General features: G+C 42.0%; 14 protein-coding genes, 1 tRNA gene and 4 pseudogenes. 14 read left to right on the plus strand and 5 right to left on the minus strand.

Annotated features, from left to right (window positions below; genetic code table 11):
* Positions 1 to 16: 16 nt before the first annotated feature.
* The 4 genes and pseudogenes from PG766_RS17070 to PG766_RS04615 form a co-directional block, all read left to right on the plus strand.
* A pseudogene (locus PG766_RS17070) lies at positions 17 to 136 on the plus strand (recombinase family protein); the annotation flags it as partial.
* 119 nt (positions 137 to 255) lie between these two features.
* Positions 256 to 369: pseudogene (locus PG766_RS17075) on the plus strand (helix-turn-helix transcriptional regulator); the annotation flags it as partial.
* A gap of 189 nt (positions 370 to 558) precedes the next feature.
* Positions 559 to 1,881, plus strand: a complete 1,323-nt coding sequence (locus tag PG766_RS04610) for an MATE family efflux transporter (RefSeq protein ID WP_117557912.1) — start codon at positions 559 to 561, stop codon at positions 1,879 to 1,881.
* 8 nt (positions 1,882 to 1,889) lie between these two features.
* A complete protein-coding gene (locus PG766_RS04615; RefSeq protein WP_270590515.1) occupies positions 1,890 to 2,741 on the plus strand; it encodes an AraC family transcriptional regulator in 852 nt (283 codons plus the stop codon).
* Between the two features lie 117 nt (positions 2,742 to 2,858).
* Here the strand turns inward: PG766_RS04615 and PG766_RS04620 are convergent, their stop codons facing one another.
* Positions 2,859 to 3,863, minus strand: coding sequence for a LacI family DNA-binding transcriptional regulator (locus tag PG766_RS04620; protein ID WP_117835188.1), 1,005 nt, complete (start codon positions 3,861 to 3,863; stop codon positions 2,859 to 2,861).
* Between the two features lie 272 nt (positions 3,864 to 4,135).
* On the opposite strand from PG766_RS04620, the gene PG766_RS04625 reads away from it, so the two are divergent.
* From PG766_RS04625 to PG766_RS04655, 7 genes are all read left to right on the plus strand, one after another.
* Positions 4,136 to 5,377 (plus strand): extracellular solute-binding protein, encoded by a 1,242-nt coding sequence (locus PG766_RS04625; RefSeq protein ID WP_117824207.1) that lies wholly within the window; start codon positions 4,136 to 4,138, stop codon positions 5,375 to 5,377.
* Between the two features lie 12 nt (positions 5,378 to 5,389).
* Positions 5,390 to 6,769: a carbohydrate ABC transporter permease gene (locus PG766_RS04630; protein ID WP_117824206.1), complete on the plus strand. Its 1,380-nt coding sequence runs from the start codon at positions 5,390 to 5,392 to the stop codon at positions 6,767 to 6,769.
* Positions 6,770 to 6,771: 2 nt separating this feature from the next.
* Positions 6,772 to 7,644, plus strand: coding sequence for a sugar ABC transporter permease (locus PG766_RS04635; RefSeq protein WP_117557902.1), 873 nt, complete (start codon positions 6,772 to 6,774; stop codon positions 7,642 to 7,644).
* 8 nt (positions 7,645 to 7,652) lie between these two features.
* Positions 7,653 to 9,587 (plus strand): type I pullulanase, encoded by a 1,935-nt coding sequence (gene pulA, locus PG766_RS04640; protein WP_270590553.1) that lies wholly within the window; start codon positions 7,653 to 7,655, stop codon positions 9,585 to 9,587.
* Between the two features lie 20 nt (positions 9,588 to 9,607).
* Positions 9,608 to 11,563 (plus strand): amylo-alpha-1,6-glucosidase, encoded by a 1,956-nt coding sequence (locus tag PG766_RS04645; RefSeq protein ID WP_270590517.1) that lies wholly within the window; start codon positions 9,608 to 9,610, stop codon positions 11,561 to 11,563.
* A gap of 1 nt (position 11,564) precedes the next feature.
* On the plus strand, positions 11,565 to 13,319 hold the full coding sequence (locus PG766_RS04650; protein ID WP_270590519.1) for a glycoside hydrolase family 13 protein: 1,755 nt from the start codon (positions 11,565 to 11,567) through the stop codon (positions 13,317 to 13,319).
* A 72-nt stretch (positions 13,320 to 13,391) separates the two neighbouring features.
* Entirely contained in the window at positions 13,392 to 15,023 is a 1,632-nt protein-coding gene (locus tag PG766_RS04655) for a glycoside hydrolase family 13 protein (RefSeq protein WP_270590521.1), read from the plus strand.
* A gap of 245 nt (positions 15,024 to 15,268) precedes the next feature.
* Here PG766_RS04655 and PG766_RS04660 read toward each other — a convergent pair whose 3' ends face one another.
* The 4 genes and pseudogenes from PG766_RS04660 to PG766_RS04670 form a co-directional block, all read right to left on the minus strand.
* Positions 15,269 to 18,604, minus strand: coding sequence for a hypothetical protein (locus tag PG766_RS04660; protein ID WP_270590522.1), 3,336 nt, complete (start codon positions 18,602 to 18,604; stop codon positions 15,269 to 15,271).
* Complete coding sequence (locus tag PG766_RS04665; protein WP_270590523.1) at positions 18,601 to 19,314, minus strand: TetR/AcrR family transcriptional regulator; 714 nt, start codon at positions 19,312 to 19,314, stop codon at positions 18,601 to 18,603. Before PG766_RS04665 ends, PG766_RS04660 begins: the two co-directional genes overlap by 4 nt.
* Before the next feature lie 205 nt (positions 19,315 to 19,519).
* Positions 19,520 to 19,597: a TnpV protein gene (locus PG766_RS17225; RefSeq protein ID WP_317258981.1), complete on the minus strand. Its 78-nt coding sequence runs from the start codon at positions 19,595 to 19,597 to the stop codon at positions 19,520 to 19,522.
* A 245-nt stretch (positions 19,598 to 19,842) separates the two neighbouring features.
* A pseudogene (locus tag PG766_RS04670) lies at positions 19,843 to 20,046 on the minus strand (recombinase family protein); the annotation flags it as partial.
* Positions 20,047 to 20,152: 106 nt separating this feature from the next.
* Between PG766_RS04670 and PG766_RS04675 the strand changes: the two are divergent.
* The 3 genes and pseudogenes from PG766_RS04675 to PG766_RS04685 all read left to right on the plus strand — a co-directional run bounded on the left by PG766_RS04675 (position 20,153) and on the right by PG766_RS04685 (position 23,116).
* Positions 20,153 to 20,659: a phosphatase PAP2 family protein gene (locus PG766_RS04675; protein WP_270590524.1), complete on the plus strand. Its 507-nt coding sequence runs from the start codon at positions 20,153 to 20,155 to the stop codon at positions 20,657 to 20,659.
* A 182-nt stretch (positions 20,660 to 20,841) separates the two neighbouring features.
* Positions 20,842 to 22,922: pseudogene (ppk1, locus tag PG766_RS04680) on the plus strand (polyphosphate kinase 1).
* Between the two features lie 121 nt (positions 22,923 to 23,043).
* Positions 23,044 to 23,116: transfer RNA gene (locus tag PG766_RS04685), tRNA-Ala, on the plus strand.
* The last annotated feature ends 238 nt before the right edge of the window (positions 23,117 to 23,354 follow it).

Raw genomic sequence — 23,354 nt, forward strand, 5'->3', positions numbered from 1 at the left:
CTGGGAGGTTAGGTTATTGAAAAAGAAAACAAAATGCTACATATATACTCGTGTATCAACAGCAATTCAGGTTGATGGTTACAGCTTGGATGCACAGAAGGACAAACTAAAAAAATATGCAGAATTTCAGGATATCTACTACCATGCAGGTGGACGCGAACATGAAGCAATCCTTAGTGTAGAAGACTGGAAAACTGTATAGAAAATAAGAAAAAGAACTGGTGTTAAAAGAATAAAGACAATCAATTAACACAAGAGGAGTTTGGTAAATTATTTCATGTTACCAGGCAAACTGTTTCAAATTGGGAAAACGGAAAAAGTTATCCTGATTTGCAAATCCTTGTAAGCATGAGTAATCAATTGTTATAACGCCGACTAAATGTATTGAACAGAATATAAACTGTAGTCTTTTTCTTTTATTCCATATAGCTCGCACCCAGTGTTCTTTAAGATAAAGTAGAAATAGTGCAATTTTCACATGATATTATACAAGAATTACATAGAAATATATCGTATTATTGATATGGTATTCTTGAATTGTATGTGAGGAGAAAAACTATGGCAGCGGAAAGAAAAACATTAACACAGCTATCTGTGCCAATATGCTTAGAAACTTTATTTTATATGCTTTCAGGTATGGTTGATACGCTTATGCTATCATCTGTAAGTGATCAGGCTGTAGGAGCAGTGGGAACAGCAAATACATATATAGGTGTTTTTATTATTATGTTTGGAGTAATATCATCGGGTATGATAGCCGTTATGTCACAAAATATCGGAGCTGGAAGACCGGGGATAGCGTATCAGGCAAGACAACTTGGACTTATATTCAACGCATTGATAGGTATCGTAATGTCTGTCGTTCTTGCTACTTTTTCTGGTGGGATACTTAGAATCGTAAGTATTGCTCCGGCTTTGCTTGAGCCGGCTGAAATATATCTTAGAATTGTTGGCGGCACATGTTTTTTAAATGCACTGATTCCTATTTTCTCCAGTTATTTGAGAGTGTTTGGATATACAAAACATTCTTTGATAGGAACGGTTGTTGGAAATGTTCTCAATATAATACTTAATTCAGTATTTTTATTTGCATTCAACTGGGGTGTGATGGGAGTTGCTGTTGCCACGGTTATTTCGAGAGTTGTAAATCTTATTATTGTAGCCGGCATGGGGGCTGTACTTATAAAAGCAAAGCAGAGTCCTGAGCGAATTACATCAAGAAAGATATTTGCACAGATTGTTAAGATTGGTTTTCCTTCTGCGCTTGAAACAGCACTTTACAACATCGCAATGACATTTATAGTGCGTTTTATGAATCAGATGGATGTGGATGGAATGAATGTTACAGCGCGTTCATATGCGATACAGATTGCAAATTTCTCGTATTGCGTGGGAGCTGCCCTTGCTCAGGCAAATGCAATTATGACCGGCTGGAGAATTGGAGCAAAAGAGTTTGAGGAATGTAACAAGGGGACGAGAAAAGCTGCGATATATGGTATCATCACAGCGACATGCTTTTCCGTGACCTTTGCATTTGCCGGACATTTTATCGTGCATATATTTACGGATGATATACAGATGATAAATCTTGTGGTAAAGTTGTTAATAGTAGATATATTTCTTGAACTTGGAAGGGTAACAAACCTTGTATATGGGCAGGCGTTAAAAACGAGCGGAGACGCATTTTTTCCGGTTATATTAGGTGCGATATTTATGTATTTGTTTGCAGTTGGCGGAACCTATTTTCTCGGAATACACATGGGACTTCTGGCTGTAGGAGCATATATTGCTATGGCAGGTGACGAATGTGCGAGAGCAGTGGGAATGGTACTTAGATGGAAGAGTGGAAAATGGAAAAGTAAAGGTCTTATAGAAGTATAGGAGAGATTATGTACTTTGAATTAAAGGAAAATAAACCACATGGTACAAAGGATGATCCGTTTAGTACATATCATATAAAAAATGAAGGACGATCATTTCAGATACCGGTTCATTGGCATGATGAACTGGAAATTATATATGTAAAAAGTGGTTTTTTGACTGTTAGTATATCAGGAGAAAATTATATTGGAACCCCCGGGGATGCTTTTGTAGTGTCGCCGGGTAATCTGCATTTCATGGGTTCACAGACTGGTACAGTGGATTATTTTACTTTCCTTTTTCCATTAAAATACATATCTTTTTGCATAAATGACATGTTAGATGATAAATTACTGGAGCCGTTAAAAAATGGTCATCTGATGATAAGTCCAAGAGTAAAAGATACAGCAAAAGAACTATGTGAGCAGTTGGTTGAAATATATGTGGCAAAAAATAAGAAAACTGAGTCCATAATAACTGCTCAGATAAAGATAAAAATAATTCTTTTACAATTTATTCTTGAAATGTGGGAGAGGGGCTTTGTAATCGAAAATGATAAAAGCGGGAGAAATACGATAGAAAAAGAAATGATTTCATATATACAGCAGAATTTTATGGAAAAGATATCATTAAAAGAGTTCGGTGAACAGTTTCATCTTTCGGAAAAATATATATCGCGATATTTTAAGGAACATTTTCATATTACACTTTCGCAATATATAACACATTTACGGTTAGAGCATGCAAAACAGCTGTTACAAGATACGGATACTCCTGTTACAGAGATCGCAATGCAGAGTGGATATCAGAATGTAAGCTATTTTATCAGAAGCTTCAAAAAAACATATGGAGTTTCTCCGTTAAAATATAGAAAAAAATAAGCTGGGTATATGGTTAGGATAGGACTGGGAAAATATAAAAGATGCCATCAAAAAAGGTTAGGAAACAACCGAAAGGGAGTTTCCTAACCTTTTTGTATAAAAATAATTAGATAAATATTATGTCACAGGAACTTCTCCCGTAGATTTTCGTTCAATTAGCTGCGCATGTAACAAAAATGTACTGATTGAAATGCTATTAAGCAGGCTTGATAGTGCAAAGAACCCGCTTTTCCCAAGTTCAAGCCGGTCTTGTCTGACTGTAGTCAATGGAGGAGACGTATATGCTGCAATCGGAATATCATCAAATCCAATAATACTGATATCCTCAGGCACCTTGTATCCTAGTTGTTGACACTGGATAAGGGCTGAATTGGCAAGAGTGTCCTGACTACAGATGATAGCAGTCATTCCTTTTTCCAGAAACCGAGGCAGGTGCTTTTCCATACATTCAGACAAATAATAAGAGCAGCCGGTAGAATCAGAAGAAGTCTTCAGTCCATGCTGGTGCATGGCACGGAGAAAGGCTGCATGTCGTATCTGAAGAATCTGAGAGCCAAGAGAACCGCTGAGATAGGCAATCTTACGATGACCAAGTCCGGCAAGATAAGAGACAGCAAGTTCCATTCCCTCATCATTATCAATACCTACATAAGCAGTAGAAGGATTCCCAATAATATAGTTATCGAAAAGCACGGCAGGAGTGTGGCTGGTTTTAAAATCCTGAATCCAAGGGTCGTTCAGGGAAAAGCCGATTGCAAAAGCTCCTACGTAATCATGCTCCAACATAAAAACATCATAACGTTGGTTCCGTTGCATTTGAACGTCCACAGGTACGATTTCAATATCAAAACCGGCTGGTTCAGCCATTTGGCGAAAACCAAGCAGAATGTCATAGGCAAAATGATGTGGCTCTTCGTATTGTATATTCTCTTTTTCTGTTATAATACAGATTTTTTTTACGGGTTTCTTATAACGACGTAGTTTAGTATAACCCAGGGCTACAGCAGTTTCTAAAACCTGTTTCCGTAAAGTTTCGCTGATATCAGGTGCATCATTGAGTGCTTTGGATACAGTACTCTTGGAAACATTCATCTTATCAGCAATATCTTGGATTGTAGTCATAATATGTGATCCTTTCATGAAGTAGGAAAATAAATCTTATTTTATTATATACAATGATATAGTAAAAAGCAATGAACTATAGGAAGAATAAAAGTTTAGACGAGTTTCGAAAACAAGAAAATAAAAAATAATGCACAAAAAAACAAGGTGGGAAATGTGAAAAAATAACAAAAAAAAGCAGCGGATTGAAAAGAGATTGACGAAAAATTGAAAAAGACGTATATTAAGTTTAACGAAACAATACGAAACATAAAATGAAAGGAAGAAAGACGATGAAAAGAGGGCTAGCAACATTTCTAACAGGAATCATGACTGTAACGCTGGTGGCAGCAGCACTAACCGGATGCGGGAGCAGTACGGCGGATAAAAGGTCAGAAAAAGTCAGACTGATGGTATGGTCTCCATCCGAAGATCAGTCAAAAGACAGTGGTGAATGGCTTCAGACAATGTGTAACAATTTTGCAAAAGAGCACCCGGAATGGGATATTACATTTGTCTATGGAGTAGCTGACGAAGCGACTGCCGCAGATCAGGTGGCACAGGATCCGGAAGCAAGCGCAGATGTATTTTTGTATGCAAATGATAGGATCACATCGCTTACAGATGCGGATGCAGTAGCAAAATTTGGTGGAAAGTATAAAGAAGAGATTGAATCAACCAACTCGGAAGAACTTCTAGATTCGTTGACGGTTGACGGAGAACTTTACGGGGTTCCGTTTACAACTAATACCTGGTATATGTTTTATGACAAGTCTGTATTTTCAGAAGAAGATGTGAAAAATCTGGATACGATGCTGGAAAAAGGAACAGTATCCTTCCCATTCACTAATTCGTGGTATCTTCCGGCATTCTATCTGGGAAATGGATGCACCTTGTTTGGAGATGGAACAGATGAGTCAAAAGGAGTTGATTTTGCAGGAGAAAAGGCAGTGGATGCAACCAATTATGCAATTGATCTGGCAGCAAATCCAAATTTTAAAATTGACGCAGATGGATCAGGACTTGCAGGACTTCGTGATGGCAGTGTAAAGGCAATGTTTACCGGATCGTGGGATGCAAATGCAATAAAAGAAGCACTTGGAGATAATATGGGAGTTTCATCGCTTCCGACCTATACAATTAACGGACAAGAGAAGCAGATGCTTGCATATGCCGGTTCAAAGGCAATCGGAGTTAATGCACATAGTGAATGTATGGAACAGGCAGTTGCACTTGCTGTTTATCTGGGAGGAAGTGATGCACAGAGAGCACACTACGAGATGAGAACCGTGATTCCATGTAATACAGAACTTCTGAAAGAAAAGGATATTGCATCCGATCCACTTGTTCAGGCACAGAATGATACCTTTAATAATACATCAATACTCCAGCCGTTCGTGGCGTCCATGAGTAATTGCTGGACACCGGTCGAGAATATGGGAAAAGGAATTCGTAACAAGAGTGTGACACACGAAAATGCCGAAGAACAGACGGAAGCAATGAATGAAGCAATGAACAGCAATGGAATTAATTAAGAGGTGAGCGGAATGAGTATGTTTAAGAAAAAAATCAATGAATTTCCAACGCCATATACCTGCAAAAATGCAGTGAAAAAAGGTGGAGTAGAGACTAAGCTTTCCATGATTCTGATGGGATTTGGAAACATTGTACATGGTCAGATTATCAAAGGACTTTTGTATCTGGCAGTTGAAATTGCCTACATCGTCTTTATGGCAGTAAATGGAATTGGGTTTATCGGTGGTTTACGGACACTTGGAACTGTGCAGCAGCAAGAAGTATGGGATGAAGCGAAGCAAATCTATATTTACACAAAAGGAGATCAGTCCGTTCTGATTTTACTTTATGGTGTGGCGACAATCTTGTTGACAATTCTTATGATCCTTGTATGGAGAGGAACCTTAAGAAGTGCATATAAAGCAGAATGTATTCAGAAAGCGGGAATGCATGTAAATACATTTGCAGAAGATCTGAAATCTTTTCTGCATGAGAATCTGTATCGCTTGTTTATGACGCCACCAACGGCATTCATCTTTGTGTTTACTGTACTTCCGTTGGTGTTCATGATCTGTATGGCATTTACCAATTACAGCCGTATCGGCAACCATCTGATGCTGTTTGACTGGGTGGGACTTGATAATTTCAAGACATTGTTTGATTCCGAAAGTATTCTTGGAAGTACCTTCTGGTCTGTTTTGGGATGGACGATCATCTGGGCGTTTTTTGCAACTTTCAGCAATTATATTTTTGGAATGATCCTTTCCCTTCTGATTAACAGAAAGGGAACAAAAGCAAAAGGATTCTGGAGATTTTGTTTTGTTCTTTCCTGTGCAGTGCCGATGTTTGTATCTCTTTTGATCATGCGTACCATGTTGCAGCCGGAAGGAGCGGTCAACGTACTTCTCAGAAATATTGGATTGATTGCAAGTGATGCAAGCCTTCCGTTTTTTACAGATGCGACATGGGCGAGAGTGACTGTTATCATCATCAATGTCTGGGTAGGAGTACCGTATACACTGCTTCAGCTGACAGGTGTACTTCAGAACATCCCGGGAGAACTTTATGAAGCCGCAAAAGTGGATGGAGCAAATGCATTCCAGACATTTACAAAGATCACGCTGCCATATATGTTGTATGTGACAACACCGTATCTGATCGTAACCTTTACGGGAAATGTCAATAACTTCAATGTCATTTATCTTCTTTCAGGAGGAGATCCGGTAACAAACCTTTCTTCAACTGCAGGTAAGACAGACCTTCTGGTTACATGGCTTTACAAACTGACAATTGATAAACAGTACTATAACATTGGTGCGGTAATCGGAATTATGACCTTTATCATTCTGGCAATCGGTTGCCTTCTTACATACCGTAACAGTAAATCCTATAAAGAAGAAGGAGGATTTTAATCATGGCAGGAAAGAAATTACAATCTGCAAAAAAGAAGAAAATGATCAACAATACGATCGTACATATTGTTCTTGCGGTGTTGGCAATTATCTGGCTTTTCCCAATTGCATGGGTAATTCTGACGAGCTTCCGTGCGGAAAAAGGCTCTTACGTATCAACCTTCTTCCCGAAAGCATTTACGCTTGACAACTATATAAAACTGTTTACTGATACATCCATTTTGAATTTCCCGCAGATGTTTATGAACACATTGTTTATTGCAATTTGTTCCTGCATTTTATCAGCATTTTATGTGCTGGCAGTTTCCTACTGTTTGTCCAGACTGAAATTTAAAATGAGAAAACCATATATGAACATGGCAATGATTTTGGGATTGTTCCCGGGATTTATGTCCATGATCGCTGTGTATTTTATCTTAAAGGCGATGGGACTTACAGAAGGAAACCTGATTAAACTGGCTCTGATCTTATGTTATTCCGGTGGTGCAGGGCTGGGTTTCCAGATTGCAAAAGGATTCTTTGATACAATTCCGGTTGCAATTGATGAAGCTGCACTTTTGGATGGATGTACCAGATGGCAGATTTTCAGCAAGATCACACTGCCACTTAGTAAGCCGATCATTGTATATACAGTGCTGACATCTTTCATGGCTCCGTGGCTCGATTTCATTTTTGCAAAGGTAATCTGCAGAGCAAACTCAGACCAGTATACGATTGCAATTGGACTTTGGAAAATGTTGGAAAAAGAATATATTGACAGTTGGTACACCAGTTTTGCAGCTGGGGCAGTTCTGATTTCAATTCCGATTGCGATTCTGTTCTTGTTCATGCAGAGATACTATGTAGATGGAGTATCAGGTGCAGTGAAAGGATAAGAAAGATGATGAAAGATAAAATAGAATTAAAAAAATATTATTCTACAAAAGAGTTTTTTGAAAATTATATTTATGAGGAAAATAATCTTGGCGTAGAATGTACAGAAGAAGGAACGACATTCCGCCTGTGGTCACCACAGGCGGAATGCATTAGTTTAAACCTGTATCAGACAGGAGATGGAGGAAATGCATACAAGCAGATTCCGATGAAAAAAGAAGAAAAGGGTGTGTGGAGTTGGGAGAGCAAAGAAGAACTTCACGGTGTTTATTATGATTATCTGATTACACGCAATGGCGAAGAAGTCCGATCAGCAGACCCATATGCAAAGGCATGCGGAGTTAACGGATTGCGCAGCATGGCAGTGAATCTGAAAAAGACCAATCCAAAAGGATGGGAAAAAGATCAGACACCAGAAGAAGGACCGGAGAGAATCGTATATGAACTTCACGTAAAAGAATTTTCATGGGATAAGGCGGGTGGTTTTCCGGAAGAATATCGTGGGAAATACAAAGCATTTACGTGCAGACATACGACTTTGAATAAGGATGGGATTCATCCGACCGGTCTGGATTATTTAAAAGAACTCGGGGTGACACACATTCAGATCATGCCGATGTATGACTATGGTTCTGTAAATGAAGCAGGGGAAGATACTGAATTCAATTGGGGGTACGATCCAGTCAATTACAATGTGCCGGAGGGCTCCTATGCGACAGATGCCAGACATGGAGAGGTGAGAATCAGAGAAATGAAAGAGATGATTCAGGCAATTCATGAAGCTGGTTTTGGTGTGATTATGGATGTGGTTTACAATCATACTTATTCATTGGATTCCTGGTTTCAGAGAACTGTACCTTGGTATTTTTACCGGGTATTTCCGGATGGGAAGATCTCCGATGGTTCTGCATGTGGAAATGATGTTGCAAGCGAAAGAGAGATGTGTGCGAAATATATTCTGGAATCAGTGCTTTACTGGACAGAGGAATATCATATTGACGGATTCCGTTTTGACCTGATGGGACTTCTGGATGTAGACCTGATGAACCGGATTCGAAGTGAACTGGATCAGCGATACGGAAAAGGAAAGAAGATTATTTACGGAGAACCTTGGGCAGCAGATCAGTCGGCAGTAGAAGGCGGCAGAAAACTGGTAGCAAAAGAAAATATTGGGCTTCTGGATGAAAATATCGGAGCGTTCTGTGACAGTACTCGAGATGGAATCAAAGGCTCTGCACTACGTGCAAAGGAAGCCGGGTTTATAAACGGTGCAGAAGGAAAAGAAGATGAAATGCTTGCAAGTGTGGCAGCATGGTGTGTAAATCCTTATCAGGCGGAAGGATTTGAGAATGTCAAAGCACCTTCACAGATTGTTACCTATGTATCAGCACATGACAATCATACCCTGTGGGATAAATTAAAAGAGACAGTCCCGGAGGAAGAATGTATGAGGCTGAATAAAATGGCGGCAGCAGTCTATATGACTTGTCAGGGAACACTGTTTTTCCTATCAGGAGAAGAATTTGCCCGTACAAAAGATGGACAGGATAATACCTTTAAATCACCGATTTCCCTGAATCGTATCAACTGGGAAAAGGCATGGGAAAATAGGGAACTGGTTCATTATTATCAGGGATTGATTGCACTTCGAAAACAGCTCTCCGGACTTTGTGACAAATCAAAAGACAGTTATAAACAAATCACGGATATGTGGAAAGAAAAAGACGTAGTAGGTTTTACTGTGCTCAATGATGAAGCATCAAGATGGAGTCAGGTGAAGATAATTTACAATGCAAAAAAAAGTAGTTATAAAGTGAAATATTTGGATGACGGCTGGGAAATCTTAAGCGATGCAGATGATAGCTGGTGTTGGAAAAAAGGAATCTGTGCAGACAGACAGATAGAAGCTGCACCGCAGAGCGTGTTGATACTTGGACGTAAATAATGATTAAGGGGGAGTAGTAAATGAAGTGGATTTATGGCAGACAGGATTGGAAAACATTAGAGAGAGGACTTGAAAATTGCTATCTTTTAACCAATGGACTGGGAGGTTTTTCTTCGCTTACGATGACCGGAGCTGTGGCAAGAAATGACCATTCGGTATTCATGTCATGTACGAAAGCTCCAAATCACAGAGTAAATATGGTTCATCGTATAAAAGAAGAACTGGGTATTGGAGAATCAAAGTATGTTCTTTCAACTCAGGAATTTGCGGATGGAACAAAAGAAGAAGGATACCGTTATCTTACAGAATTTTCTTTTGAAATTCTTCCTTCGTGGCGTTATCTGATAAACGGAATAGAGATAGAAAAAGAGATTGTGATGGCACAGGGCAGCAATCAGATTGCAGTGAATTATCATCTGAAAAACCGTGGTCAGAAAGAGGCCGCTCTCTGTGTAACTCCGTTTTTTCAATTTGAACCCAAAGGGGAAGATTTGAAAGAAGATAAGATCTTTTCAAGACAAGCGCAAAAGATTACCGATGGAAAGTATGCTCTTTTCTTTGAAACAAATGGAGAAGTAGAAGGATTCACAGAAAAGAAAGAGACGTATTTTTATAGCTACGATGAATGTGATGGAAGACGGGAAAATGGAACAGCAGGCGCAGTTTATCAGATTAAAAAACGAGTAAATCCAGGGGAAGAGACAGATTTAACAGTGATTTATTCGATGGAAAGTCTGAAAGGTATAGACGCAAAAAAAATATTTGATAAAATGAAAGAAGAACAGAACCATCATCAAGAGAAGCTTATAAAGACTTCAGGTTTGAAAAATAAACTGGCACAGACACTGGTTTGTAGTGCAGACAAGTTCCTTTCAAAAAGAGAGTCTACGGATGGATTGACCATCCTTGCCGGCTTTCCATTTTTCGAAGACTGGGGAAGAGATACAATGATTGCACTTCCGGGAATCTGCATCTCCACAGGAAGAGTTGAAAGTGCAAAATCAATCTTGCGGACATTTGCATTTTATGAAAAGGATGGATTGATGCCAAATCTGTTTCCGGAGGGGGAGAATGAGCCACTTTATAATACTGTAGATGCGGCACTATTATTTATCAACTGCGTGTGGTTATATTATGAAAAAACTCAGGACATCAAATTTGTAGAGGAAATGTATCCGGTAATGCAAAGGATTATTTCCGGTTATGAGAGAGGAACAAATTTCAATATCCATATGGAAGAAGATGGTCTTATCAGTGCCGGAGCGGGGCTGGATCAGGTGACATGGATGGATGTACGTGTGGGAGAAATCCTTCCGACACCAAGACATGGGAAACCGGTGGAGATCAATGCTTACTGGTATAATGCGCTTTGTATCATGCAAAAGTTTTCAGAAGTTTTGAAGAAAAATGAAGAGCAGAAATATGGAGAACTCGCACAGAAAGTGAAAGAATCTTTTGCACGAGAATTCTGGATGGAGGAAAAACACTGCCTGAAGGATGTAATCTCAGAAACAAAGGCAGATACACAAATTCGCTGTAATCAGATATGGGCGGTGTCTATGCCGTTTACTATGCTGGACGAAGAGAAAGAAAGACAGATTGTAGATACAGTGTTTGAAAGGTTGTATACGCCTTATGGACTTCGGACATTAGATCCAAAAGACGAGGAGTTTCATGCAAGTTATGGTGGAGAGATGATAAAAAGAGATCTTGCTTATCATCAGGGAACTGTCTGGACTTTTCCGATGGGTGGATATTATCTCGCCTATCTAAAAGTAAATAAAGATTCAAGAGAAGCAAAAGAGATTGTGGCAAAGCAGTTGGAAGTGTTGGAAAGTGCAATGCGTGAAGGATGTATTGGCCAGCTCCCTGAAATTTATGATGGAGAGATTCCGGTTTCTTCAAAAGGATGTTTTGCACAGGCGTGGAGTGTAGGGGAAATCCTGCGTGTTTATGAAAAATTGGAGGAAGAATAAGATGGAATTTACCGGTGTATATCATAAAACATCAGAGCAGATGAGTTATCCTCTGGATGAGGACAGACTGATTGTAAATATTAAGACCGGGTATGATGTAAAACAGGTGTTTATCCATTACGGAGATCCTTATGAGGCCGGGATTCTGGGTGGAAATGAAAAATGGACAGGAAAAAGAGAGGAAATTATTTATAAAAAACGTCTGCCTTATCAAATCTGGTGGACAACAACGCTTCTTCCTGCATATAAAAGATGCAAATATTATTTTGAGCTGAGAACAGAAGAGGAAGTCTGGTATTATTTTGAAGACGGTTTCCTGACAGAAGAACAGCTTCAGATGGATGGCCGTATGCAGCAGTGTTTTATTGTACCATGGATGAATCCAGCAGATATAAACCGCACACCTGCATGGGTGAATGATACGATCTGGTATCAGATTTTCCCGGACAGGTTCTGCAATGGGACACCGGAAAAGAATGGAAATGATATCACACCGTGGAGAAATCACGGAACAGTGACAAATCAGGAAAAATTCGGAGGAAATCTGGAGGGAATCCGTCAGAGACTACAGTATCTTCAGGAGCTGGGAATTACCGGAATTTATCTGAATCCGATCATGGAAGCAGAATCTAACCACAAATATGATACTACAGATTATACAAAGATTGATCCGGCTTTCGGCAATGAAGAAATGATGAAAGCACTTTGCAGGGAAGCGCACGAAAAAGGAATCCGTATTATGGTTGACGCAGTATTTAATCACTGCGGAAGAAAATTCGCGCCGTGGATGGATGTACTGGAGCATGGGAAAGATTCCCGTTATGCGGACTGGTTTATGATAGAAGACTGGGAAGAGATCGGAAAACGAGCAGACACAAGAGACAGGCGCTTTTACTCTTTTGCATTTGCAGATACGATGCCAAAATTAAATACGAATAATGAAGAAGTAATTGAGTATTTTTGTAAGGTCTGCGAGGAATGGATTCAAAAATTTGATATAGACGGAATCCGTTTTGATGTGGGAAATGAAGTATCACATCGGTTCTTAAAGCGGATGCGAGAACATTTAAAAACGATAAAACCGGACATTTATCTGTTGGGAGAAATCTGGCACGATGCAAGCCAGTGGCTGCAAGGAGATGAATATGATTCCGTTATGAATTACCCGCTGCTCAGTGGAATCCATGACTTTTTTCTAGATAAAACGATGAAAAAAGAGGAATTTGAATATATGGTAAATCGTTGTTATACTATGTATATGCAGCAGAATAACGATGTACTTTTCAATCTGCTGGATTCCCACGATACAGAGAGGCTTATGAACCGTTTTCATAATCTGGATAAATTCTATCAGCAGCTTGCAATTCTCTTTACACTTCCGGGAAGTCCTTGCATTTACTACGGAACAGAGATTGCGATGGAAGGTGCACATGACCCGGATTGCAGAAGATGTATGCCATGGAGTGAGATCGAAAGCCAAGAGAATCAGGAAAAAATTGCAATGATGCGGAAACTGATCATGCTTAGAAGAAACGAGAAAATGTGCAGAAGCCCGCATTTCCATTTTCCGGATACTTACAAAAATGATCGATGTGTAGAATACATAAAATTAGATGAAGAAGGTAATAAAATTGAGGTTCTATTAAATGCATCGGAGGAAGAAATAAAAGTAAAAGGAAATGGAAAAATTCTTTTTGCCCGAGAATTTGATGGAGAGATACTTGGTGTGAACGGAACACTCATTCGTAGAATTTAGAGAGCATGTAAAGAAAGGAGAGGATATCCCGGTAGAACCAGATAATCTGCCGGAGAGATATCGAAATTGGGTATGGAAAATAAGAATAAATGGTGGAAAAATGCAGTCGTATATCAGATTTATCCGAAAAGCTTTCAAGATTCGGACGGAGATGGAATAGGTGATATTCCAGGAATTATCAGCAGACTGGATTATTTGAAAAAACTTGGAATAGATGCAATCTGGCTCTCACCGGTATATCGTTCTCCACAGGATGACAATGGATATGATATTTCAGATTATCAGGATATTGAGCCAATGTTCGGAACAATGGAAGATATGGAACAGTTATTTGTGGAGGCAAAGAAACGCGGAATCCGAATTATGATGGATCTTGTATTGAATCATACTTCAGATGAACACAGATGGTTTTTGGAAGCAAAGAAAAGTAAAGACAATCCGTATCATGATTATTATGTGTGGCGTGACGGAGAAGAAGACGTTTATCCAAACGATATGAATTCTGTGTTCGGTGGACCGGCATGGGAGTGGGTTCCAGAACTGGGACAGTATTATTTTCATCAATTTTCAGTGAAACAGCCGGATCTGAACTGGGAGAATCCGAAAGTGAGAAGAGAGCTCTATGATATGATTCTCTGGTGGATGGAAAAAGGGGCAGGCGGATTTCGTTTGGATGTAATTGATCAGATTGCAAAAGAGCCAGATCTTAAGATCACAAATAATGGACCAAAGTTGCATGAATTTCTGCGTGAATTAAGCAGGGAAACATTTCAGAAGGGCGACATGATCACTGTAGGAGAAGCCTGGGGAGCAACACCGGAAATTGCAAAGAAATATAGTAATCCGGATGGAAGTGAATTTTCCATGGTTTTCCAGTTTGAGCACATTATGCTTGATCAGGAAGAAGGAAAGGAAAAATGGGATACGATTCCATTGAATCTGGTAAAGCTGAAAAAATGCCTTGCAAAGTGGCAGAATACTTTATATCAGGTAGGATGGAACAGTCTGTTCATGAACAACCATGATCTTCCTAGAATCGTGTCACGCTGGGGAAATGATGGAAAATACAGAAAAGAGTCGGCAAAAATGCTGGCGACAATGCTTCATGGAATGCAGGGAACTCCTTACATTTATCAGGGAGAAGAGCTGGGAATGACGAATGTGCAGTTTGACAGCATTGAAGAATATGAAGATATTGAGACATTGAACATGTACAAAGAGCGACTGAAAAAAGGATATCAGCCAGAAGAAATCCTGCATTCTATTTACGCAAGAAGTCGTGATAATGCCCGTACTCCGATGCAGTGGAGCAGTGAGAAGAACGGAGGCTTCACAACAGGAGAACCATGGTTTGCGGTGAATCCAAATTATATCAGGATTAATGCGAAAGAGGCACTGGAAGATGAAAATTCGGTATTTTACTATTATCAGAAGCTGATTCAGTTAAGAAAAGAAAATCCAGTATTCGTGAATGGAAAATTTGAACTTCTTCTGCCGGAAGATGAGAGAATTTTCGCCTATACGAGAACAGATGAGCATACAAAGATGCTGGTATGTACAAACTTTACGGATGAGGAAGTTAGCTGCCCATTGCTTGATGAGTGGAAAGCCGGGGAAGTCTGGATCCGGAATTATGAGGACGACAGAGAAGGAAATATATTGCGCCCTTATGAGGCGGTGATAATTGCATTTACTGGCAAATAGATTGAGTTTCTTTTTTGGCATCAAAATTCACTTACTATATTTCTTCCTGCCACGCTCCTCAAGACAGAACGCCCATTCTTCCTTGAGGTATTTCGGCATACGGGGCATAGAGGACACCTCCTTTGTGCTGCCTAATTGCCGATTTGCTCCCGAAACGCAGAAACACCCAAAACCGTTTCCCGTTGTATGGTTTCGGGGCGATTTTGGGCGTTTTCTTTCGATATGAGCAATGGAACGCTATTCAATTATCTGTTGTACTTTTTCTTTCTGCTGACAACCGTTGTACCAATAGCTGCACCGCCGCTGACAAACAGCAAGGCAATCCACAAAGCAAGGTTGCTTGTATCGCCGGTCTGCGGAGATTTGGAATCATCCTTCAGCTTCGCCGTTACGGTGTCGGCTTTTTTGATTTCCTTTGTACCGTCCTTGTCGCTGTAATATTTACCGCAGCCTTCGCAGTACCAGTACTCGATATTGCCCTCGGTGGTCTTGGCCGCCGCAGTTGCCGGGAAGTGCTTTAAGTCGGTGTGGTTCTTCGCATCAAGCTCACCGTATTCCGCACCGCAGACTTCGCACTTTGCCTTGTCCTTGCAGGTCGCTTTCCCGCCGGTGTGCTCAGTCAGCTTCTTGCCGCAATAATCACACTTGTGGTCTTTGTTATCGTCTGCACACTCGCTGATTATATAATCGCAGATATCACATTTGTGGTCTTTGTTTGCATCGATGCAATTCTCGGTTTCCGTATGGCTGGTGTCACGCTTACAGATTCGGGTGTGGGTCTTTTCATCGCTGTTCTGCGTCCAAGCGCCCCAGTTGTGGTCCAGCGCATTGCCGGAGAAGAAGGTCGCCTCATCCGCCGTGCCCTCGGAGCTCAGACCGCAGACTGCGCAGGACTTGTAGTAGACTGCCTTTTCCGTGCAGGTGTCGGCGGATTTCAGGTACTTTGCATCCACGGTCTCCGCCGTGAAGTCGTGGGGCAGCTTTTCGCCATACTCAGCCTTGCAAAACTCACAGACGGCATTTTGGGTGCAGGTCGCTTTGCCGCCGGAGTGCTCCGCGTAGCCTTTCTTTCCCGCGTTATCCGTCACATCGCAGTTTTTATTGGTGCATTCATGCCAGTGATGCGTTGCATCGGACGTCCAATCGGACTTCCAGCTATGGCCCGTGGCTGGAATCGGCTCTATTTTTGTTGCGTCGCACTTGTTGCAGCTATATGTCTTTTCACCCGCTTTTGTGCAGGTAGGCGCTGTTGTTACCGTACCGCTGTTCCAAGTATGAGGGCCTACGTCATCCTTTTCATCGCAACGGGAACACTGCTTCCAGTGCTCGTTATCATCATGTGTCCAACTGGTAGTAAAATCATGTCCCAGAACATCGCCATATTTCGCACCGCAAACTGCGCATTTTGCTTTTTCGGTGCAGGTGGCCGTGCCGCCGGAGCAGTTTTGTGTTTCCACGACATTGCAGGTGCAGTGGCGGCTGTGGGTGCCGTCGCCGTTCGATGTCCAGTTACCGTTGTGCTCATGAGCATCGCCCTGTCCCTTGAACACGGGCAGGGTTATTTTTGCCGCAGCCACATACTGGCAGCTGTCCCATGGAGAATCGTTGCGGCCAGCCTTAAGCTCATCCAGCACGTCACCGTTGGCAAATTCCGCGGCGGTTTTGGCGGTTCCATTGAGATCTGTGTCCGTGTCGCTCAGATAGTAGCAGTTGGTGGGTCTGCTATCATTATAGGCGGAGACTGCGATTTTACTAACATATCCGCTACCAGTGATTTCGCCGACATTATAGCAGTTGGAAATCTTTCCGTTCATATAAAATCCGCAGATACCTCCGGCGTCGCCACTGCCGTTGTCGCTTCTGCCGGTGATTTTTCCGATGTTATAGCAATCGCGGATTATTAGCGTACGACTATTATAGTCGACCAATCCGACAATTCCACCGACTCTGGCATCTAAGCCTGTGCAGGAGACCGTGCAGAGGCTGGCGCAGTTTTCGATGGTTTCGTCCATAGCGTAGCCCGCAATGCCGCCACACCACCCCTGGTTAGCAGTACATGACACCGAGCCTGCCACCGTCAGTTTCCGGATGGTGCCGTCTTTTACGCAACCGAACAGACCGGCGCGACCGGGCTGGACATTGACGGTTACACTCAGATTCTTGACGGTGTGTCCCTGCCCGTCAAAGGTACCGGTATAGGCACTGTCTCTGTCCGGACCGATGGGCGTCCACGGTTCGTTATTCAAATCAATGTCCGCAGTCAGCACAGCATACGCGCCACGGTTCTGCGTCTGGCCGCCCGCACCGTTGACAATATCCCGGAACAGCTTCAGCTGGTCGGCGGTGCTGATTTGATAGGGATAAGCTGCGGTGCCAAGGCCGTCCATGTAAACGGTGTTATTGCCGACCTTGTAGGGCAGCGCAATGCTGCCATCCACCGTGCCGCCGGTCATGGTAAAACTGGCATTGGGTTTGACGACAAACACACTGTTGCCGCCATTCACCGCCGTGCAGCTCGCGATGCTGCCGTCATTCATGGTGAAGGTGCTGCTACCGTCTACATATACACCGCCGCCTTGCTGGGCAGTGCAGCTGGAGATGGTGCCGCCATTCATGGTGAATCTGCTGGTGTTGCGTATCTTCACCGCACCGCCGTAGTTGCCGGCAGAACAATTTTCAATCGTTCCGCCGTTCATTAAAAAGGAAGCATTTCCCTTGATAAAGATCGCACCGGCATCGTCATCCGCTCTGCAGCCGCTGATGGTGCCACTGTTCATAATAAAAGTGCAGCCATCACCGATATCCACCGCACCACTGTCATCACTGGCTTTGCAATTCGTAATAGCGCCGCCGCTCATCTCAAATTTGCCGCCGTCTGAGATATCCACAGCACCGCCGTCACCGTCAGTCATGCAGTTTATGATGGTGCCGCTTTTTAAGGTCAGGATACCGCCGTTGATACTGAAGCCGCAGTTGTTATTTTGACCGTCAATTTTACCGCCGGTACCGCTGTCCTTTACCGTCAGATTTCCGTGTTCATTCACGCTGAATATATCATCGCACTCCGTATCACCGCATGTCAAAGTATAGCCGTTCAAATCCAGCGTGACATCAGGGCGGTTGACGGTCAGGGAAATGCTGATGCTAATGTTCGCCGCCAGCTTGACGGTGTCGAAATTAACACCAGCAATAGCCGCAGTCAGCTCATCCGCGGTGCTAACTTCTGTTGCCGTCTCGCTCCCGCCAATTAACGCCGTCAAGGCTGTCTTCGGCTGGGGGTCGGACACTTCTCCCTCCGGCTGGGGGTCGGACACTTCCCCCTCCGGCTGGGGGTCAGACACTTCCCCCTCCGGCTGCACTGCCGCATCGTCTGCGGGCTGGGCGCACTTTGCACAGTTCTCCGGCAAAGCGCCCTCTGCGCCGCAGATGGGACAATCTGCGTTCATTGCTTCTGCCGTGCAGGCTGTTTCGCAGGTGCATACAGGCAGTTCTTCCGTCTCGCTCTCGGCAAATGCCGTAGTCGGCACAAGGCAGAGCACCATGCACAGAGCAAGCAGGATACTGAATAATCGTTTCTTCATCTTGTTTCCTCCATTTCGCCGTTCTTTGACAGCTTAAAATCGTATTTCATTTCTAACATGGCAAACAGCTTATACATAACCTCTGTGGCGATTGCCTTAATATCTAATGACTGAATAAAGGCAAGCACCTTTGCCTGTTCTTCCTCCGGTACACGATACACCCGCATCGCCGCCGTCAGAAAGCGGCTGAGCTTGCGTTCCAACGGAAAATGAATATCACATTTTCTCGCCATATAGCTGCGCATCAGCCCCGCCGTGCCGATTTCCATCTCGTAAAAGTCGCTCTCGGTATCATCGGGGAAATTTTCACCAAAAATCTGCTTCAGCTCTGCCGTGGTATGCAGGTAGATATACTCCGATGTTTCAGGCAGGGAATAGGCTTCAATGTAGATTTCTCGCAGGTTCTCGTTCAGCTCGGTCAGTGTCAGTTGGATCGCCGTTTCCACCGCATAGGCGTAAACCGGCGGCAGCTTGCTGTCTGCAATGCTTCTTGCCACGCCGAACTGTCCGCCGAACATCGTTTCGGTCAATTCCAGCAAAATTCTGTCCTTGGTAGGAAACAGATTCAAATAGCTTCCCCTTGCCACACCTGCCTCGTCCACAATCTGACTGACAGTGGTGTTTTTATACCCCTGCTCCAAAAAGAGACGAACGCATACGGTCAGTATTTTCCTCTTTGTTTCGCTGCTGTCTCTTCGCAAATATATCACCTCTCTTCAAATATTTTAGTATATATACTAATAATATCATCTCGAGAGTGAAAAAGCAACTGGCATTTGATATTTTTCCGCATTAAATTGTGACATTTCCGCAAACGCTGGCTTCTTTCATTACTCACGGAACTTTATGACTTCTTGAATACTACCCGCAAAGGAAAAGCCGCCGTCTGTTGACAGCGACTTTTCTTACTTAGTATTAACAGTATATAAGCTCACTCGAAACGATTTCCATAGCAGCGCTACGGATGTTGTTCATCCTCTGCACCCACAACATTTAATTTCCGCTTTGAGGGCTTCCGTTACGCCCTCTTTTTTCGAAAAGCTGCTTTACCAGCCGAGAAAACATTGCTTCTGTCTGCTGATGGAATTTTGTACAGTCGGTGTTGCAAAACCTCTGCCTTGTGCTGTTCGGATAAAACGCTTTGCCGCACTGTTCGCAGATACGCTTCGGGTACTTATGACCGTCATTCGCCGCCCAGCGTTCCGCCTTGGTTTTGGCTCTATGCGCAGCATTGCTCTCACGCTGTTATTGATTGCAATAAAGCGTATCTGCTTCTTGGGGAACAGAATCTCAGTATAAAAGCCGACCTCAAGATAGTTTCTGCAGAAACGGCTCATATCCTTGACGATAATTGTGCCGATTTTCCCGGCTTCGGCTTCTGCAAGCATTGCCTGAAATCCGGGACGATTGAAGTTACGCCCTGTGTAACCGTCATTTTTCAAAAGATTGTTTGTAAAAAATTTGTAATTCTAAAAATTCATATAAACTGTAATCTATGTTATTCTATAGAAAAGTAAAAATACTGATGAAGAAAGCAGGAGGAAATTTATGAACATTGAATTAAGTATTTTGGATTGGATCCAGACGTTGCATACGCCTTTTCTGGATAAAATCATGGTATTTATCACAAGACTTGGGGATGCAGGAATTATATGGATTGTGTTGAGCATAGTATTGCTTCTGATTCCTAAAACGAGAAAAAGCGGTGCGGTTATGGTGGTTGCTTTAGTAGTAGATGTATTACTTTGCAATATTGTCTTGAAAAATCTTGTAGCACGGACAAGACCGTATGATGTGAATACAGGAGTACACCTTCTGGTAGCAAAGCTTCATGATTATTCTTTTCCGTCCGGACATACGGCGGCTTCGTTTGCTTCGGTAACAGCTTTGTATCTGGCAGGTGAAAAGAAGCTTTGGAAATTTGCGCTTGTGCTGGCATGTATGATCGCAATATCAAGGTTATATCTGTATGTACATTATCCGACAGATGTTCTTGGAGGAATTCTGTTCGGTGTGATTTCAGGATATTTGGGATATCGCAAAGTATTGAAATGAAGATGACCAAAGATTACCGACCGGGAATTATATGGAAGTCAGTTGGTATAAGCATCATTTTACATGGATTTTACAAAAACAGTTCTTTAAGAAGGTAGATATGAAAGCGGATTCAGATGTATAATTAATTCTTAAGCGTAGCTATAAAATATTCAAATTAGCAAAAGGAGATAAGTAGACAAATGAAAAAGAAGCAGTTAAAACCAGAACCATATATGATGAACAGGGAACTGTCATGGTTAAAATTTAATGAGAGGGTATTAAATGAAGCAGGGAATCCGAGAGTACCTTTAGCAGAACGACTTACTTTTGCGTCTATTTATCAATCTAATCTGGATGAATTTTATATGGTGCGGGTAGGTACACTGATGGATCAGATGAATCATCGGAAGTAGTCCGTGAGAATAAAACCAATATGACCAGCAAAGAGCAGGTAAAAGCGATTATTGATGCAACAAGAGAGCTTGATATAAAGAAAGCAGTTATTTACGAGCAGTTAATGGGAGAATTGGAGCCGCAGGGAATCCGGATTATCAATTTCAACAAGCTTTCAGGAAAAGAAGGGGAATTACTGGAAACTTACTTTGATAATGAAATTGCACCATATCTGTCTGCGAATATCATCAGCAAACAGCAGCCGTTTCCATTCTTACAGAATAAAGAGATCTATGCGGTTGCACTGCTTGCAACGAAGGGTGGAAAGACAAAAACGGCGATCATTCCGTGCAGTAACAATGTATTTAAGCGTCTGATCGACATTCCGACCAGACCGGGAACCTTTATGCTCTCGGAAGAACTGATCCTTCATTTTCTGCCGAAATTATTTAAAAAATATGAAATCAAAGAAAAATCTCTCCTGAGAATTACGAGAAATGCGGATATTGATACAGAAACCATTTATGATGAAGATATGGATTACAGAGATGCCATGGAAAATCTGGTAAAGCAGAGAAAACGTATGAATCCTGTCCGCATGGAATTCTCCAGAAAGATCAACAAAAAGCTGATCGCAGAGATCTGCAAATATATTCATATGGATAAAAACCACGTATTTATGTCGAGAGTACCACTTGATTTATCATTTGTATTTGCAATCCAGAATTATCTGAGAATGCAAGGAGCAGAAAAGGAAAAGCTGTTCTATCAGAAGAGGAGTCCGCGAATGACACCGCAGCTGAAAGAAAAAGAAAGTCTGATCGCACAGATTGAGCAGAAAGATGTTCTGTTATCTTATCCATTTGAAAATATTAAATCATTTACCAACCTGCTTTATGAAGCGGCAAGAGACGATTCTGTAGTGTCCATCAAGATGACCTTGTACCGTCTGGCAGTTCGAAGCCAGATCGTAGATGCTTTGGTTGAGGCAGCGGAAAATGGCAAAGAAGTGGTGGTACTGGTTGAACTCCGTGCAAGATTTGATGAAGAAAGTAACATTGAATATTCCAGAAAGCTGGAAGAAGCCGGATGCCGTGTAATTTATGGTCTGAATGGATTCAAGGTACATTCAAAACTTTGCCTGATCACCAGAAAGACAGATAAAGGTCTGGAATATATTACTCAGATCGGAACCGGTAACTATAATGAAAAGACTTCTACTTTATATACAGACCTGTCACTGATCACAGCAAAGCAGGAAATCGGAAAAGAAGCGGCAGAAGTATTTGCATGTCTGCTGCGCGGTGAGACGATAGAGGAAACGCACATCCTGCTGGTTGCACCGAAATGTCTCCAGAATAAAGTACTCGATATGATCGATGAGGAAATACGTCACGCAAAGAACGGGAAAGATGCGTATGTCGGAATCAAGATCAATTCACTGACTGATAAAGTGATCATTGAGAAGCTTGTGGAAGCATCACAGGTAGGTGTGAAGATTGAAATGATCGTCCGTGGAATCTGCTGTATGATTCCTGGTATCAAAGGATACACAGAAAATATTAAAGTAATCAGCATTGTCGGAAGATTTCTGGAGCATTCCCGTATTTATCGTTTCGGAACGCCGGACAGAGAAAAAGTGTATATTGCATCGGCTGATTATATGACGAGAAATACGCTCCGACGTGTGGAGGTTGCAGCTCCGGTTCTGGATGATACGTTGCGTGAAAGACTGGACTGGATGTTTGACACCATGATGAAGGATGATGAAAAAGGAAAAGAACTGACTGCAGACGGCGATTATGTAGATCGTGATATCAATGAAGAAAAGCTGGATTCACAGGAAGTGTTCTATGAGACGGCGTATAAAAATACGGAAAAGAAATAGTAGAGAATATTTGAGCAAAATAAACACAGCTGTAGAAATGATACAGATGTTATAAAATCAGCAGATACAGTTGACAAAGAGGGACGTTTGTGATATTTTAATTAAGTCGCAAACGTCATATGGGGGATTAGCTCAGTTGGGAGAGCGCCTGCCTTGCAAGCAGGAGGTCACGAGTTCGAATCTCGTATTCTCCACTTTAGTGTATAGTGTAGTAGCATTGCTATTGCACTATTTTTGTGTATTTGACAAATTTATATATGTGCTTTATAATACACTTAACAGGAAAGTCGGAAGGTAACCGCAATTTACCCACTCCGGCGAAAATAATCTAGTTTAGAAAGTAGTCGTCAACTCGCCAAAAGTTTAGGACGGCTACTTTTTATGTGTATAATTAAGTATTGCAACAATAAGTACCGCAACGGATACGATGAG

The organism is Coprococcus sp. LG101-27 (assembly GCF_027695515.1).
Lineage (GTDB): Bacteria > Bacillota > Clostridia > Lachnospirales > Lachnospiraceae > Allocoprococcus > Allocoprococcus comes.

Bases quoted from the DNA above. Each gene is read 5' to 3' on its own strand.
- PG766_RS04610 (WP_117557912.1), top strand. From the start codon at position 559: ATGGCAGCGGAAAGAAAAACATTAACACAGCTATCTGTGCCAATATGC.
- PG766_RS04615 (WP_270590515.1), top strand. From the start codon at position 1,890: ATGTACTTTGAATTAAAGGAAAATAAACCACATGGTACAAAGGATGAT.
- PG766_RS04620 (WP_117835188.1), bottom strand. From the start codon at position 3,863: ATGACTACAATCCAAGATATTGCTGATAAGATGAATGTTTCCAAGAGT.
- PG766_RS04625 (WP_117824207.1), top strand. From the start codon at position 4,136: ATGAAAAGAGGGCTAGCAACATTTCTAACAGGAATCATGACTGTAACG.
- PG766_RS04630 (WP_117824206.1), top strand. From the start codon at position 5,390: ATGAGTATGTTTAAGAAAAAAATCAATGAATTTCCAACGCCATATACC.
- PG766_RS04635 (WP_117557902.1), top strand. From the start codon at position 6,772: ATGGCAGGAAAGAAATTACAATCTGCAAAAAAGAAGAAAATGATCAAC.
- pulA (WP_270590553.1), top strand. From the start codon at position 7,653: ATGAAAGATAAAATAGAATTAAAAAAATATTATTCTACAAAAGAGTTT.
- PG766_RS04645 (WP_270590517.1), top strand. From the start codon at position 9,608: ATGAAGTGGATTTATGGCAGACAGGATTGGAAAACATTAGAGAGAGGA.
- PG766_RS04650 (WP_270590519.1), top strand. From the start codon at position 11,565: ATGGAATTTACCGGTGTATATCATAAAACATCAGAGCAGATGAGTTAT.
- PG766_RS04655 (WP_270590521.1), top strand. From the start codon at position 13,392: ATGGAAAATAAGAATAAATGGTGGAAAAATGCAGTCGTATATCAGATT.
- PG766_RS04660 (WP_270590522.1), bottom strand. From the start codon at position 18,604: ATGAAGAAACGATTATTCAGTATCCTGCTTGCTCTGTGCATGGTGCTC.
- PG766_RS17225 (WP_317258981.1), bottom strand. From the start codon at position 19,597: ATGTTGTGGGTGCAGAGGATGAACAACATCCGTAGCGCTGCTATGGAA.
- PG766_RS04675 (WP_270590524.1), top strand. From the start codon at position 20,153: ATGAACATTGAATTAAGTATTTTGGATTGGATCCAGACGTTGCATACG.